The organism is Inhella sp., assembly GCF_041912635.1.
GTDB lineage: Bacteria > Pseudomonadota > Gammaproteobacteria > Burkholderiales > Burkholderiaceae_C > Inhella.
This window is the reverse complement of sequence record NZ_JAYRMO010000024.1, coordinates 17,731-30,800: the sequence shown is the minus strand read 5'-3', so window position 1 is coordinate 30,800 and position 13,070 is coordinate 17,731. Positions and strand designations below refer to the sequence as shown.

The 13,070-nt window shown below is 68.8% G+C and carries 13 protein-coding genes, 2 tRNA genes and 1 riboswitch; of the genes, 14 read left to right on the top strand and 1 reads right to left on the bottom strand.

Features of this window, described 5'->3' with window-relative positions; all coding sequences use genetic code 11:
* Positions 1-3: 3 nt before the first annotated feature.
* The 13 genes from ACE3QP_RS14550 (at position 4) to ACE3QP_RS14490 (ending at position 10,991) form a co-directional block, all read left to right on the top strand.
* Complete coding sequence (locus ACE3QP_RS14550; RefSeq protein ID WP_374437155.1) at positions 4-498, top strand: DUF934 domain-containing protein; 495 nt, start codon at positions 4-6, stop codon at positions 496-498.
* Entirely contained in the window at positions 495-1,247 is a 753-nt protein-coding gene (locus ACE3QP_RS14545; RefSeq protein ID WP_374437153.1) for a phosphoadenylyl-sulfate reductase, read from the top strand. Before ACE3QP_RS14550 ends, ACE3QP_RS14545 begins: the two co-directional genes overlap by 4 nt.
* Positions 1,244-2,209 (top strand): sulfate adenylyltransferase subunit CysD, encoded by a 966-nt coding sequence (gene cysD / locus ACE3QP_RS14540; protein ID WP_374437151.1) that lies wholly within the window; start codon positions 1,244-1,246, stop codon positions 2,207-2,209. Before ACE3QP_RS14545 ends, cysD begins: the two co-directional genes overlap by 4 nt.
* Positions 2,209-3,498, top strand: a complete 1,290-nt coding sequence (locus ACE3QP_RS14535; RefSeq protein ID WP_374437150.1) for a sulfate adenylyltransferase subunit 1 — start codon at positions 2,209-2,211, stop codon at positions 3,496-3,498. The genes cysD and ACE3QP_RS14535 overlap by 1 nt, the downstream gene beginning before the upstream one ends.
* A complete protein-coding gene (gene cobA, locus ACE3QP_RS14530) occupies positions 3,498-4,253 on the top strand; it encodes a uroporphyrinogen-III C-methyltransferase (protein ID WP_374437148.1) in 756 nt (251 codons plus the stop codon). The genes ACE3QP_RS14535 and cobA overlap by 1 nt, the downstream gene beginning before the upstream one ends.
* 39 nt (positions 4,254-4,292) lie before the next feature.
* Positions 4,293-4,616 carry a ferredoxin FdxA gene (gene fdxA, locus ACE3QP_RS14525; protein ID WP_127681772.1) on the top strand — a complete coding sequence of 108 codons (324 nt, stop codon included), beginning with the start codon at positions 4,293-4,295 and terminating at the stop codon, positions 4,614-4,616.
* On the top strand, positions 4,616-5,704 hold the full coding sequence (locus ACE3QP_RS14520; protein WP_374437146.1) for an NAD(P)/FAD-dependent oxidoreductase: 1,089 nt from the start codon (positions 4,616-4,618) through the stop codon (positions 5,702-5,704). Before fdxA ends, ACE3QP_RS14520 begins: the two co-directional genes overlap by 1 nt.
* A 92-nt stretch (positions 5,705-5,796) precedes the next feature.
* On the top strand, positions 5,797-7,380 hold the full coding sequence (locus tag ACE3QP_RS14515; RefSeq protein ID WP_374437144.1) for a hypothetical protein: 1,584 nt from the start codon (positions 5,797-5,799) through the stop codon (positions 7,378-7,380).
* Between the two features lie 63 nt (positions 7,381-7,443).
* A riboswitch (TPP riboswitch) is annotated at positions 7,444-7,543 on the top strand.
* 35 nt (positions 7,544-7,578) lie between these two features.
* Positions 7,579-9,681 (top strand): TonB-dependent siderophore receptor, encoded by a 2,103-nt coding sequence (locus tag ACE3QP_RS14510; RefSeq protein WP_374437142.1) that lies wholly within the window; start codon positions 7,579-7,581, stop codon positions 9,679-9,681.
* A 53-nt stretch (positions 9,682-9,734) separates the two neighbouring features.
* Positions 9,735-9,810, top strand: a tRNA-Asn gene (locus tag ACE3QP_RS14505).
* A 99-nt stretch (positions 9,811-9,909) separates the two neighbouring features.
* Positions 9,910-9,985: transfer RNA gene (locus tag ACE3QP_RS14500), tRNA-Asn, on the top strand.
* 56 nt (positions 9,986-10,041) lie between these two features.
* Entirely contained in the window at positions 10,042-10,383 is a 342-nt protein-coding gene (locus tag ACE3QP_RS14495; RefSeq protein WP_374437140.1) for a zinc ribbon domain-containing protein YjdM, read from the top strand.
* A 185-nt stretch (positions 10,384-10,568) separates the two neighbouring features.
* The gene (locus ACE3QP_RS14490; protein ID WP_374437139.1) at positions 10,569-10,991 is read left to right on the top strand and encodes a hypothetical protein; all 423 of its coding nucleotides are present in this window, start codon (positions 10,569-10,571) and stop codon (positions 10,989-10,991) included.
* Here the strand turns inward: ACE3QP_RS14490 and ACE3QP_RS14485 are convergent.
* Positions 10,975-11,970, bottom strand: coding sequence for an alpha/beta fold hydrolase (locus ACE3QP_RS14485; protein WP_374437138.1), 996 nt, complete (start codon positions 11,968-11,970; stop codon positions 10,975-10,977). The genes ACE3QP_RS14490 and ACE3QP_RS14485 overlap by 17 nt on opposite strands.
* An 86-nt stretch (positions 11,971-12,056) precedes the next feature.
* On the opposite strand from ACE3QP_RS14485, the gene ACE3QP_RS14480 reads away from it, so the two are divergent.
* Positions 12,057-13,007 (top strand): LysR substrate-binding domain-containing protein, encoded by a 951-nt coding sequence (locus ACE3QP_RS14480; protein ID WP_374437137.1) that lies wholly within the window; start codon positions 12,057-12,059, stop codon positions 13,005-13,007.
* The last annotated feature ends 63 nt before the right edge of the window (positions 13,008-13,070 follow it).

Below are 13,070 nucleotides of genomic sequence, written 5' to 3'. Positions count from 1 at the left end.
ATCATGAAATTCATCGACCCCCATCACGACCTCTGGCAACACGCCGTGGGTGAAGACGGCCCCAAGCCGGATCCGGACCCCGCCCCGCACCGCCTGCTGAGCCTGGAGCAATGGCATGCCGTGCGCGGCCACTGGCCGGCGGGTGTACCGGTGGCCATCGAGTTCCCGAACGATGCCGACATCACCCAGCTGGTTCCGGACCTGTACCGCATCGCCCTGGTGGTGCTGGACTTCCCGAAGTGGACCGACGGCCGCGCCTACAGCCAAGCCCGCCTGCTGCGTGCGCGCCACCGCTTCCAGGGCGCCATCCGCGCCCGGGGCGAGGTGCTGGTGGACATGCTGCAGCTGCTGCACCGCACCGGTTTCGACGAGGCCCAGCTGCGCGGCGATCAGTCGCAAGAAGCCGCGCGCCGCGCGCTGGCCTTCTTCGCCGAAGGCTTCTACCAGGGCGATGTGCACGAAGCGCGCCCGGTGTTTTTGCGGAGTGCGGCACGATGAGCACGAGCGCCCTCCCCTGGGCCGCGGCGGCGCCGCAGGGCAATGCCATTGCGCTCTACGCGCGCTGGAGCCCCGAGCTCGACGCCAAGATCGAGGCCGCCGTGCAGCGCCTGCGCGATGCCGCCGTGGCCCATGGCGCCGGCCTGGTGCAAAGCAGCAGCCTGGGCGTGGAGGACATGGTCATCACCGACCTGATCGCCCGCCACCAGCTGCCGATCGACATCGCCACCCTGGACACCGGCAAGCTGCACGCCGAAACCCTGGGCCTGATCCCGCGCATTGCCGAGCGCTATGGCCGCGAGGTCGCGGTGTTCCAGCCGCTCAACGAGCAGGTCATCCAGTTCGTGCGCCGCGAGGGCGAAGAGGCGATGTTCAAGAGCATCGAGCTGCGCAAGGCCTGCTGCGGGGTGCGCAAGCTGGAGCCGCTGGCGCGCATGCTCAAGGGCCGCAGCGCCTGGATCACCGGCCTGCGCCGCGAGCAGAGCGGGGCGCGAGCCGAGGTCGCCTTTGACGAGGACGATGGACAGGATCGCCGCAAGCTCAGCCCGATCGCCGACTGGACCTGGGCCGAAGTCTGGGCCTATGTCGAGCGCTTCAAGGTGCCCACCAACCCGCTGCACGACCAGTTCATGCCCAGCATCGGCTGCGCACCCTGCACGCGCGCCATCGCGGTGGGCGAGGACTTCCGCGCCGGCCGCTGGTGGTGGGAGGACAGTTCCAAGGAGTGCGGTCTGCACGTCAAACCATGAATGCCGCTGTGAAACCCGAACACCTGATCGCCGAAGTCGACAACGCCCACCTGGATGCGCTGGAAGAAGAAGCCATCTTCATCCTGCGCGAGGTGGCCGCCAGTTTTGAGCGCCCCGCCCTGCTGTTCAGCGGCGGCAAGGACAGCTGCGTGGTGCTGCGCCTGGCCGAGAAGGCCTTCAAGCTGAAGGACAAGAGCCACCCGAGCGGCTTCAAAGGGCAACTGCCCTTCCCCCTGGTGCACATCGACACCGGGCACAACTTCCCCGAGGTCATCAGCTTCCGTGACCAGCGCGTGGCCGAAATGGGCGAGCGCCTGGTGGTGGGCCATCTGGAAGACAGCATCGCCAAGGGCACGATTCGCCTGGCGCACCCGCTGGAGAGCCGCAACGGCCACCAGACCGTGACCCTGCTGGAGACCATCGAGGAGCACCGCTTCGACGCCCTGATCGGCGGCGCGCGGCGCGATGAAGAGAAGGCGCGCGCCAAGGAGCGCATCTTCAGCCACCGCGATTCCTTTGGTCAGTGGCAGCCCAAGGAACAACGCCCCGAGCTCTGGCAACTGTTCAACACCCGCATCCGCCCCGGTGAGCATTTCCGCTGCTTCCCGATCAGCAACTGGACCGAGCTGGATGTGTGGCTCTACATCCAGCGCGAGAACATCCCGCTGCCGCCGATGTACTACGCCCACCCGCGCCAGGTGATGCGCCGCAAGGGCCTGCTGGTGCCGCTGACCGAGGTGACCCCGCCGCTGGACGGCGAGGCCGTGGAGACCGTGGAAGTGCGCTTCCGCACCGTGGGCGACATGACCTGCACCTGCCCGGTGGAAAGCCCGGCGCGCAATGCCGCCGAAGTGGTGAACGAGACGCTGACCGTGACCATCAGCGAGCGCGGTGCCACGCGCATGGACGACCGCACCTCGGATGCGTCCATGGAACGTCGGAAAAAAGAGGGGTACTTCTGATGCAAGCGCTGCGATTCCTGACCGCCGGCTCGGTGGATGACGGCAAGAGCACCCTGATCGGCCGCCTGCTGTTCGACAGCAAGGCCATCCTGGCCGACCAGCTCGACACCCTGGAGCGCCGTGCCGCCGGCAGCCCCATCGACCTGAGCCTGCTGACCGATGGCCTGGAGGCCGAGCGCGAGCAGGGCATCACCATCGATGTGGCCTACCGCTACTTCGCCACCAAGCACCGCAAGTTCATCATTGCCGACGCCCCCGGCCACGAGCAGTACACCCGCAACATGGTGACGGCCGCGGCCGGCAGCGATGCCGCCGTGGTGCTGGTGGACATCACCAAGCTGGACCTGAGCCAGCCCGAGGTGACGCTGCTGGCGCAGACGCGCCGCCACTCCCTGCTGGCGCAGCTGCTGCGCGTGCCCAGCATCGTGTTCGCCATCAACAAGATCGACGCCATCGAGCAGCCCGGCCCCGGCTTTGCCAAGGTCAAGCGCGCGCTCGACGCCTTTGCCCAGGCCGCCGGCCTGGACGTGGTGGCCACCGTGCCGGTAAGCGCGCTGCGTGGCGACAACGTCACCCAGCCGCTGGACGCCCCCTGGTGGAACGGGCCTTCGCTGCTGCAGGTGCTGGAAGGCCTGCCCTGCGTGCAGGAGCGCGTCGATGCGCCGCTCTCGCTGCCGGTGCAGTACGTGCAGAAGGACGCCTACCAGAGCGAAGGCGCGGGCTTTCAGCCGCGCGTGCTCTGGGGCCGCATCGCCCACGGTGCGGTGAAGGTGGGCGACGAGATCGAGGTCCTGCCCAGCCGCCAGAAGGCCGTGGTGGCGGGCCTGCGCCGCGCCGCCGAGGACGTGCAGCGCGGCCAGGCCGGTGAGTCGGTGGGCGTGATCCTGGACCGCCAGCTCGACGTGAGCCGGGGCGACTGGCTGGCGCAGCCGGGCAAGTCCGCCCTGCAAAACCGCTTCCCCGCCACCCTGGCCTGGCTGGACACCGAGCCCGCCAAGCCCGGCCGCAAGTACTGGGTGCGCCATGGCAACCGCTGGGTGCAGGCGCGCATCGCCGCCATCGATTCGGTGCTGGACATCCACAGCCTGGAGGCCCGCGACGCGCATGAGCTCGGCGTCAACGCCATCGGCCGCGTGCAGATGGAGGTGCAGCACGAGCTTCCGGTCGAGCCCTTTGAATTCAACCGCGTGGGCGGCGCGCTGATCGTCGTCGACCCCGCCAGCCACCGCACCAGTGGCGCGCTGCTGGTGGACCTGCCCGCCGCCGCGCCGGCCGAGGAGGACTGGTGATGGGCCAGGTCGTCTTCGTCAGCGCCGGCCCGGGGGCCGCCGATCTGATCACCCTGCGCGGCGTGCAGCGTCTGGCCCAGGCCGATGTGGTGCTGTTCGACGCGCTCACCGACCCGGCGCTGCGTGCGTTTGCGCCGAACGCGCGCTGGATCGATGTGGGCAAGCGCGGCTTTGCCCATGCCGTGAAGCAGACCGAGATCAACGCCCTGCTGGTGCAGCACGCGCTGGAGAGCACCCTGGTGGTGCGCCTGAAGGGCGGTGACGCCTCGGTGTTCGGCCGCCTCGAAGAGGAGCTGGAAGCCCTGGCCGCGGCCGGCATCGGATCCGAGGTGGTGCCCGGCGTGACCGCCGCGCTGGCCGCCGCTGCGCACACGCAGCGTCCGCTCACCCGCCGCGGCGCCGGCCGCAGCGTGGCGCTGAGCACCGCGATGACGCAGGCCGGCGAGTTGATCGCCAGCAAGAGCGCCGACACCGAAGTCTTCTACATGGCCGGCAAGCAGCTGGCCGCCCTGCAGCGCCGCCTGCTCGCGGCCGGCTGGGCGGAAGACACGCCGACCCTGGTCGTCAGCCGCGCCGGCTGTGCCGATGCGCTGTCCAGCAGCCATGCGCTGCAGGACCTGCCCGCCGCCACCCTGCTGCACCGCGGCCGACCCACCGTTGTCACCGTGGGCGTGGGCGCCCGCGCCGTGGCCGGCAAGCCCACTGTCTGCGCCAAGTCAAAGCGCGTCTCCAGGCAAACCCTCCCCACCACCTAAAATCGCCGGCTTTGCCCTACCCAGCGCGAGCCACGCACCATGACCCACGTCGTTACCGAAGCCTGCATCCGCTGCAAGTACACCGATTGCGTCGATGTCTGTCCCGTGGACTGTTTCCGCGAAGGGCCGAACTTCCTGACCATCGATCCCGATGAATGCATCGACTGCGCCGTCTGCATTCCCGAGTGCCCTGTGAACGCCATCGTCCCCGAAGAGGACGTGCCCGGCGACCAGCAGCACATGATCAAGCTGAATGCCGATCTGGCCAAGAAGTGGCCCTCGATCACCAAGCGCAAGGCCCCGCTGCCGGATGCGGATGACTGGAAAGACAAGACCGGGAAGCTCCCCGAGTTGATCAAGTAATGGACCAAGCTACTCCTCACGCCGGCGTCATCGAGACCGACGCCGTCATCGTCGGCGCCGGCCCGGTGGGCCTCTTCCAGGTGTTCGAACTCGGCCTGCTCGAGATCAAGGCGCACATCATTGACTCGCTCGCCTACCCGGGCGGGCAGTGCATCGAGCTCTACCCGGACAAGCCGATCTACGACATTCCGGCCCTGCCCGTCGTCACCGGCAAGGAACTGACCGACAACCTGCTCAAGCAGATCGAGCCCTTCGGCGCCACCTTCCACCTGGGTCAGGAAGTGACCACGGTGGAGAAGCAGGAAGACGGCCGCTTCTTCGTCGCCACATCGAAGGGCACGCAGTTCCTGACCAAGACCATCTTCATCGCCGGCGGCGTGGGCTCGTTCCAGCCGCGCACGCTGAAGGTGGATGGCATCGACAAGCACGAGAGCAGCCAGGTGCACTACCGGGTCAAGAACCCGAGCCAGTTCGCCGGCAAGAACCTCGTCATCGTGGGCGGCGGCGATTCGGCGCTCGACTGGGCGCTGAACTTCTGCGCCGGCAATGCCGATGGCAACCCGCACAAGGCCGAGAGCGTGATCCTGGTGCACCGCCGCGATGGCTTCCGCGCCGCGCCGGCCTCGGTGGCCAAGATGCGCGAGCTGTGCGAGCAGTACGAGATGCAGTTCATCGTCGGCCAGGTCACCGATCTGGACGAGGGCGAAGACGGCCTGCTCAAGGGCGTCAAGGTCACCGGCGGCGATGGCGTCACCCGCGTGGTGCCTTGCGACGAAGTGCTGGTCTTCTTCGGCCTCAGCCCCAAGCTGGGCCCGATCGCCGAATGGGGCCTGGCGCTGGAACGCAAGCAGATCCTCGTGGACACCGAGAAGTTCAGCACCTCGGTGCCGGGCATCTTCGCGGTGGGTGACATCAACACCTACCCGGGCAAGAAGAAGCTGATCCTGTCCGGCTTCCATGAAGCGGCCCTCGCCGCCTTCGGGGCGATGCCCATCATCAACCCCGAGAAGCGCGTGCACCTGCAGTACACGACCACCAGCCCGAAACTGCACAAGGTGCTGGGCGTCGAGACGCCGGTGTTCGACTGAGCCTGACAGAAGAATAAAAAAAGCACGCCGCCCTGAGGGGCGGCGTTGCCGTTTCTGGATTCCACAAGAGCCTGAGGGAGGCTGCGGCCCACATGACCCCGGTTTCCACGCGCGGCCCGGCCGCGCAGAACCCATCCAGACCCGAGCGAACCGGCTACTTCGCCCGCCACTGGCGCGGCGAACAAAGCCTGGTGCGCAGCTACTGGATCAACAACATCCTGGTGGCCTCGCCGCTGGCCTTTTTGCTCACCGGCTTGATGGCCTGGATCAGCGCCAAGGGCGATTCGCTGCAGGTCAGCGCCATCGTGCTGCTGATCGGCGTGCCCCTGCTGATCCTGCTGGACACCTGGTGCGTGGTGGGCGGCTGGCGCGCAGCGCGCCACTACCGCGAGGACGGTGGCTCGGGCCTGTGGAGCTTCCTCGCGCGCCTGACCCTGGGCCTGGGCGCACTGCAATTGATCGTGTCCGTGCTGTTCGGCTTCCTGCCCCAGGTCGGCTCGTTCTGGCAGATGGCGCGCGGCATCGACCCCATCGGCCAGGCCACGCTGAGCCTGTCGGACGACGGCCGCAGCCTGAAGCTTGAGGGCACCATCGGACTGGGTGACGGCGAGCGCCTGCGCACCCTGCTGGCCAGCGAAAGCGCCAAGGGCCTGCGCCGCATCGAGCTCAGCTCGCCCGGCGGGCGCGTGCGCGAAGCCGAGAAGATGGCTGAAGCGCTGAAGAAGCATGGCCACGCCAGCCGGGTGGTGGGCACCTGCGCCAGCGCCTGCACCCTGGTGTTTCTGGCTGGCCAGCCGCGCCAGGTGATGAATGGCGCCCAGCTCGGCTTCCACCGCGCCAGCACCGGCACCTACAACCCCGTCATCGACGAACTGGCCAATCAGGACCTGGCGCGCATCTACCGCCAGTTCGGCCTGCCCGAGCCCCTGATCGAGCAGACCCTGAGCACACCCTCGCACAGCATCTGGTTCGCGCCGCGCAAGGACCTGCTGCTGCACCGCCTGATCGCCCCGCCGCCACAGACTCTGGCCGTCGACCTGCCCCCGCTCGGCTCGGCCGAGGCCGAGTACACGGACGCCCTGCAGTCGCATCCGGTGTGGGAAGCGCTGGAGCAGCACACCCCCGGCACCTTGGCCGCGGTGGCGACACGCCTGCGTGCCGCCCATGTCGAAGGCGCTGCCGAGGAAGTCGTCCAGGCCGCCGCCGTGCCACAACTGGCCAGCCTGATGCCGACGCTGATCGGCGGCAGCGATGCCGTGCTGCGGCGGCGCTATGTGCAGATCGTTGCTGACCAGCTGAAGGCGCTCAAGGCGCCGGCCAAGCGCGGCGAGCGCCCACCCTGCAAGGACCTGCTGGATGGCCGTCTGGCGGTGCGCCAGCAGTTGCCCCTGCCCCTGCAGGTGCGTGAGAGCGAGTGGCTGCTGGACGCCGCCGGCAGCGCCGCCAAGATCTGGCGCGCCAAGCCGCCCAGCCCGCTCGAAATGGAAGTGATGGAACGCTCGGTGGGCTCGGCCGCCATCGGCATGCTGAACCGCCTGTGGGCCGATGCCCCCGACGCACCCGTGCGCGAGGGCGCGGCGAGCTGCGACCGCACCATCGCCCTGCTCGACCACCTGCCCAGCCAGCCGGCCCTGCGCCGCGATCTGGTCGATCGCCTGTTGTTCCAGGCCCGCTGAACAGGGCGCGAAAAGCCGCACCCTACAATCTGCGGCTTCGCGCATCGGGATCTTCCCGGGCGCGACCCACGCTAGGGGTGCTGGTGGCCTTGCCGCCGGCTGAGACAAACCCTTGGAACCTGATTGAGGTAATCCTCGCGCAGGGAAGCGTGGCCAAGGCGCCCGCGGCGCCCTGCCCGCCCCCTGCCATCACCACCGATGGCAATGACACCGAAGTACGCCCTCCCCTTCGCTCTGCTGACCCTGGCACTCCAGGCCCAAGCCCAGCAGCAACTCCCCACCGTCTCCATCAGCGGCCGCAACGCCAACGCGCCAGTGAGCCTGGGCGGCTTTGGCGATACCCCGGCCGCCCGGCTGCCGCTGCAGGCCCTGCGTATTGACGCCGAGCGCCTGCAGGAACTTGGCCTGGACGGCCTGGGCGCATTGCCCAAGCTGGATGCATCGGTCAGCGACAGCTACAACAGCATCGGCTACTACACCCAGCTGCGCGTGCGCGGCTACGAGCTGGACACGCGTTTCAACCTGCGCCGCGAAGGCCTGCCCATCAGTGGCGAAACCGGGCTGGACCTGTTCAACAAGGCCGCGCTCGAACTCCTCAAGGGCAGCAGCGGCCTGCAGGCCGGCACCAGCGCGCCCGGCGGTTTGCTGAGCTTCGTCGTCAAGCGCCCGGACGCCGACCGCCTGGACCTGAACCTGAGCTGGGAACAGCACAACTCGCGCGCGCTGGCGCTCGATTGGGCCAAGCGCTGGGGCAAGGAATTCGGCCTGCGCGTCAACTTGGCCGCCGCCGAACTGGACCCCTGGCTGCACAACAGCCGCGGCCGCCAGCATGGCCTGGCCCTGGCGGGAGACTGGCGCCTGGGCGCCGACACCCTGCTGGAAGCTGAAGTTGAGAGCAGCCATCACAGCCAACCCAGCCAGCCCGGCTTCAGCCTGCTGGGCAACCGCCTGCCCAGCATCGACAGCGTCGACATCCGCCGCAACCTGAACGAAGCCAGCTGGCGCCTGCCGGTGGTACTGGACAACGGCTTCGCCACCCTGCGCCTGCGCCAGCGCCTGAACGCCGACTGGAACCTGCTGCTGCAGGCCGGCGTGCAGCGCGCCCACAATGACGACCGCGTCGCCTTCCCCTTCGGCTGCTCCAGCGAGGACGACTACAGCCGCTACTGCAGCGACGGCAGCTTCGACCTCTACGACTTCCGCAGCGAGAACGAGCGCCGCAGCACCGACGCGCTGCGCGCCGCCGTGGACGGCCGCGTGCAGCTGGGCGGCCTGACGCACCAGCTGCGCGCCGAAGCCCTGCTGAGTCGCTATGAAGCACGATTCCAGCGCCAGGCCTACAACTGGGTCGGCTACGGCTCGGTGTTCCAACCCACCCCCAGCCAGCCCGACCCCAGCCTGACCGACGAGAACACGCACCGCGACGAGCGCAGCCGTGAGCTCGCCCTCAGCGACCAGGTGCAGATCGGCGCGCTGGAGCTTTTTGCCGGCCTGCGCCACAGCCGCATCGAACGCGAGGCCGTGCGCACCGATGGCTCGCGTGCCACGAATTACACCCAGTCCTTCACCACCCCGTGGCTGGGTGCGAGCTGGGCGCTGGCGCCGGATCTGCGCGTCTACGCCAGCTGGGGCCAGGGCATCGAGAGCGAAGTCATCCCCAACCGCAGCCGCTACCAGAACGCCGGCCGCGCGCTGCCGGCGCTGAAGAGCCGCCAGCTCGAAGCGGGCTTGAAGGCCGGCAGCCAGACCGTGGAGTGGAGCCTGGCCGCCTTTCAGATCCAGCGCCCGGTCTGGGCCGACCTGGGCAGCTGCAGCGCCGCCAACAGCTGCGAGCGCCGCGAGGACGGTGAGGCGCGCCACCGCGGTGTGGAAGCGCAAGCGGACTTCAAGTGGCAGGGTGGCGGGCTGATGGGCTCGGCGCAATGGCTGCAGGCGCGCCGCGAAGGTTCGACGCAGGCCGGCGTCAATGGCTTGCGCCCGGTCAATGTGCCGGCGCGCTCCTACCGCGTGGGCGTGCATCAACAGGTGCTGCAGGGTCTGCGCCTGCAAGGCAACCTGGTGCACGAAGGCCGCCGCGCCGTGCTGCCAGACAACTCGATCGAGCTGCCCTCCTGGACCCGTCTGGACCTGAGTGCGCGCTATCAGCACGCGGTCGGCACCCAGCAGTGGACCTGGCAGCTGGGCGTGGACAACGCCACCAATCAGCGCGCCTGGAAGGAAGCCCCCTACAGCTTCGGCCACAGCTATTTGTTCCCGCTGGCGCCGCGCTTCTGGAAGGCCGGTTTGAGCATCGCGCTCTGATCGCCCTCTTGTAGACATTCAAAAAAACAGTCTATACTCGCGGTCTTCGCTGTTCCCCGATAGCTCAGTCGGTAGAGCGCCGGACTGTTAATCCGTAGGTCCCTGGTTCGAGCCCAGGTCGGGGAGCCAACCCAGCGAACACAATCAGACAACGCACCTTGTGCATCCCGCTCAGGTGCGTTTGCATTTGAAGGCCGTCGCAACCGATTGGCGGCCGGACAGATCGATTCCTCGATAGCTCAGTCGGTAGAGCGCCGGACTGTTAATCCGTAGGTCCCTGGTTCGAGCCCAGGTCGAGGAGCCAAATCAGAACCCTCAGCAGCGCAAGCGGCTGGGGGTTTTTTCTTCCTCGCGCCGCCCATGAACACCCTGCCCGCCTGCCCCCAGTGCCACTCCGAACTGACCTACCAGGACGGTGACCAGTTCATCTGCCCTGAATGCGCGCACGAATGGTCGGCGCAGGCTGCACCGGCTGCCGAGTCCGAGGCCCGCGTGGTGCGCGATGCCGTGGGCAATGTGCTGGCCGATGGCGACACCGTCACCTTGGTGAAGGACCTCAAGGTCAAGGGCTCGTCCCTGGTGGTGAAGGTGGGCACCAAGGTGAAGAACATCCGCCTGGTGGATGCCGACCACGACATCGACTGCCGGATCGAGGGCATTGGAGCGATGAGCCTGAAGTCGGAGTTCGTGAAAAAGGTCTGACAGCCTTCTTCCCCCAAACGCGCAGTCACCTCTACACTGCGTGCTCGCTGTGCCCCCTTGGGCGTGCAGCACCGCCGATTTACCAACTACTTGCGGGCGGTTAACAAGTACGGCTAAAGCGTTGCGGCTCCGTGAAGCCCCGGGCCGGCAAACGCCGGTTCTTGGGCTCACGGAGTTTTTCATTCATGCAAGGTCTTGCCTCTTTTGACCGCTGCCTGGCCCAGCGCCATGCCTTCGCCGCACCGGCGGCTCGCAGCGACAGCCGCCCCCGCCTGAACCGCTACCTGATCGGTCCCTTGGCCGACCAGGTGCTGCCGCTGGCGGCCACTGCCGACGCACGCACCCTGCTCAAGCTGGCCCATGACATTGGACCGGGCGACTGGCTGGGCGTGCTAGCTGAAGAAGGCGGCAGCCACACCCCGGCCTGGCGTCTGGCGGTCTGCCGCGCGGCGGGTGGGCTGGAGTGGCTGAGCCCCGCCTGGCATGCGCGTGCCGGCACCGCGCCGCACCTGCTGCAGCAAGAGCTGCAGGCGCGCGCCGTGCAGGCGCTGTGGACCCAGGGCTGGCGCGTGCTGGACGGCCTACCGGCGGTCAATACCCCGGCCTGAGCGCCGGCACCTTCGCCTCGATCCGCTCCAGCAGCAGCGGCCACAGGCGCTCGCCCGCCGCGCGGCGGAAGGGGCCGAAGTGGCCCAGGCGCTTCAGGCCGATCTCCTGTGGATGCAGATGCACGCGCTCGACGCGATCGCCGGCGTGCTCGAAGCAGCGCGCCAGCGCGTCCACGGCGGGCGCGGGGCCATAGGTCAGGTCGTCGGCCACGCTCCAGAGCTGCAGATGGCCCTTGAAGTCCTGCGGGCGGTACCAGTCGCGGCAGGCCGGGTCGGCGGTGAAGTAGCCGGCCGAGCGGCCCCAGCGGCTCCAATCCAGCGCGGCCGGGCCCGGCAGGGTCTCGCCCCCACCCAAGGCCCAGCCGGGCAGACGGCCGGTCAGGCGCACGCACAGCGGCACCCAGTGGGAGAAGAACACCCGCGTGACGGTGCGGTGCCAGCCCGCCGGCCACAGGCCCCAGTAACCGAACTGCGAGCCCACGGTGATGGCGGCGTCCAGGTGCGCCAGGCCCTCCACCATCGGCAGGCCATTGCCGCCCAGGGAGTGACCGACCCAGAGGATGGGCAGACGCTGTGGCCCGCGCCCGGCGCGTTCACGCGCGGCGGCCAGGGCGGCGGAAAGGTCCAAGCGTATCCAGTCGCGCATCGAAGCCCGGCCCGCCCCGGCCGCGCGCGAGGCGCCCATGCCGCGGTAATCAAAGCTCAGCACCGCATAGCCGCGCGCGGCCAGCCATTGCGCAAAGGCCTGGTAGTAGCGCTGGGGCACGCCGGTGGCCGGGGCCAGCACGGCCACGGCACGCGCCGCACCCTGCGGCTCGAAAACACGGCCGTGCAGCAGGGCGCCATCGGTCGCTGCAAAGGCCAGGTTCAAGCCCTCGATCGCCCCCGGCTCCTCGCCGGGCAGCGCGGCCTGCAGCAGGGCCAGATTGGGCGAACCCAGCAGTTGGGGCCAGGAGGGTTGGGCGAGTTGGGCGTGCATGGCGATCTCAGTCTGGAAACGGCGGGCGAATGCTAGAAACGAGACTCTTTGTTGACTAGATAGCCTTTAATCCACACACTGGTTACATGAAATCAACAAAAACGACTGCAGAGGCCCTGTCCGCCGTCACGCTGCGGCGCCAGCGCGAGCGCAACGAGCTGGATGCCAACGCACTGGAGCTGTTTGCCCGGGTGGCGGCGGCCGGCAGCTTTGCGCAGGCCGCGCGCCAGCTGGGCCTGACGCGCGCGGCCATCAGCCGCCGCGTGGCAGCCATGGAGGAGCAGGTAGGCCAGGCGCTGCTGGCGCGCACCACGCGCTCTCTGGGCCTGACGGATGCCGGCCGCCAGTTGGCGCGACGCGCGCAGGCCGTGCGCGAGGCCGCCGAGGCCGCCCGCCACAGCCTGCGCCGCGACGCCGAAGGACTGAAGGGCCAGCTGCGCATCACCGCCGTCGCCACCTTTGGCCAGCATGTCCTCTTACCCCTGCTGGCCGAGTTCCGCCGCCAGCACCCCGGCATCCAGCTCGACCTGCTGTTCACCGACCGCCGCGTCGACCTGCTGCGCGAGGGCGTGGACGTGGCCTTTCGCATCACCCGCAAGCCGCCGCAGGATCGGGTGGCCCAGCCCGTGCTGCGCTTTCGCATCAAGGCCTATGCGGCGCCCGGCCCGGCGCTGCAGGAACCCGCCGAACTGCAACAACAGCCCTTGCTGCTGTTCGGCAGCGCGCCGGAAGCCGTGCCCCTGCTGTGGCGCCACGCCGATGGGCACACCGAGCAGATCGAGCTGCAGCCCAGCTTCAGCGGCGATTCGATGGACGCGCTGATCGAGCTGGCCCGCCAGGGCGCCGGCGTGGTGCTGGCGCCCGACTACTGCGTGCGCGCGGACCTGGCAGCCGGCCGGCTGGTGGACCTGCTGCCCGACTGGCAGCTGCCGATCGCCGAGGGCGAACAGATCCAGGCCCTGACCCTGCCCGCCGCCACCGCCGGCACCAAGGCGCGTGCCCTGGTGCGCCATGTGGCCGAGCGCTTGGCCGCCTAACAGGCTGTTGAAAAGCGTAGCGAGGAAGGCAAGCTGCTAGGCGCACGGCGCGGAGGAACCGGA

Excerpts from the sequence above, each read along its gene's own strand:
- ACE3QP_RS14550 (WP_374437155.1), top strand. The coding sequence starts at position 4 with ATGAAATTCATCGACCCCCATCACGACCTCTGGCAACACGCCGTGGGT.
- ACE3QP_RS14545 (WP_374437153.1), top strand. The coding sequence starts at position 495 with ATGAGCACGAGCGCCCTCCCCTGGGCCGCGGCGGCGCCGCAGGGCAAT.
- cysD (WP_374437151.1), top strand. The coding sequence starts at position 1,244 with ATGAATGCCGCTGTGAAACCCGAACACCTGATCGCCGAAGTCGACAAC.
- ACE3QP_RS14535 (WP_374437150.1), top strand. The coding sequence starts at position 2,209 with ATGCAAGCGCTGCGATTCCTGACCGCCGGCTCGGTGGATGACGGCAAG.
- cobA (WP_374437148.1), top strand. The coding sequence starts at position 3,498 with ATGGGCCAGGTCGTCTTCGTCAGCGCCGGCCCGGGGGCCGCCGATCTG.
- fdxA (WP_127681772.1), top strand. The coding sequence starts at position 4,293 with ATGACCCACGTCGTTACCGAAGCCTGCATCCGCTGCAAGTACACCGAT.
- ACE3QP_RS14520 (WP_374437146.1), top strand. The coding sequence starts at position 4,616 with ATGGACCAAGCTACTCCTCACGCCGGCGTCATCGAGACCGACGCCGTC.
- ACE3QP_RS14515 (WP_374437144.1), top strand. The coding sequence starts at position 5,797 with ATGACCCCGGTTTCCACGCGCGGCCCGGCCGCGCAGAACCCATCCAGA.
- ACE3QP_RS14510 (WP_374437142.1), top strand. The coding sequence starts at position 7,579 with ATGGCAATGACACCGAAGTACGCCCTCCCCTTCGCTCTGCTGACCCTG.
- ACE3QP_RS14495 (WP_374437140.1), top strand. The coding sequence starts at position 10,042 with ATGAACACCCTGCCCGCCTGCCCCCAGTGCCACTCCGAACTGACCTAC.
- ACE3QP_RS14490 (WP_374437139.1), top strand. The coding sequence starts at position 10,569 with ATGCAAGGTCTTGCCTCTTTTGACCGCTGCCTGGCCCAGCGCCATGCC.
- ACE3QP_RS14485 (WP_374437138.1), bottom strand. The coding sequence starts at position 11,970 with ATGCACGCCCAACTCGCCCAACCCTCCTGGCCCCAACTGCTGGGTTCG.
- ACE3QP_RS14480 (WP_374437137.1), top strand. The coding sequence starts at position 12,057 with ATGAAATCAACAAAAACGACTGCAGAGGCCCTGTCCGCCGTCACGCTG.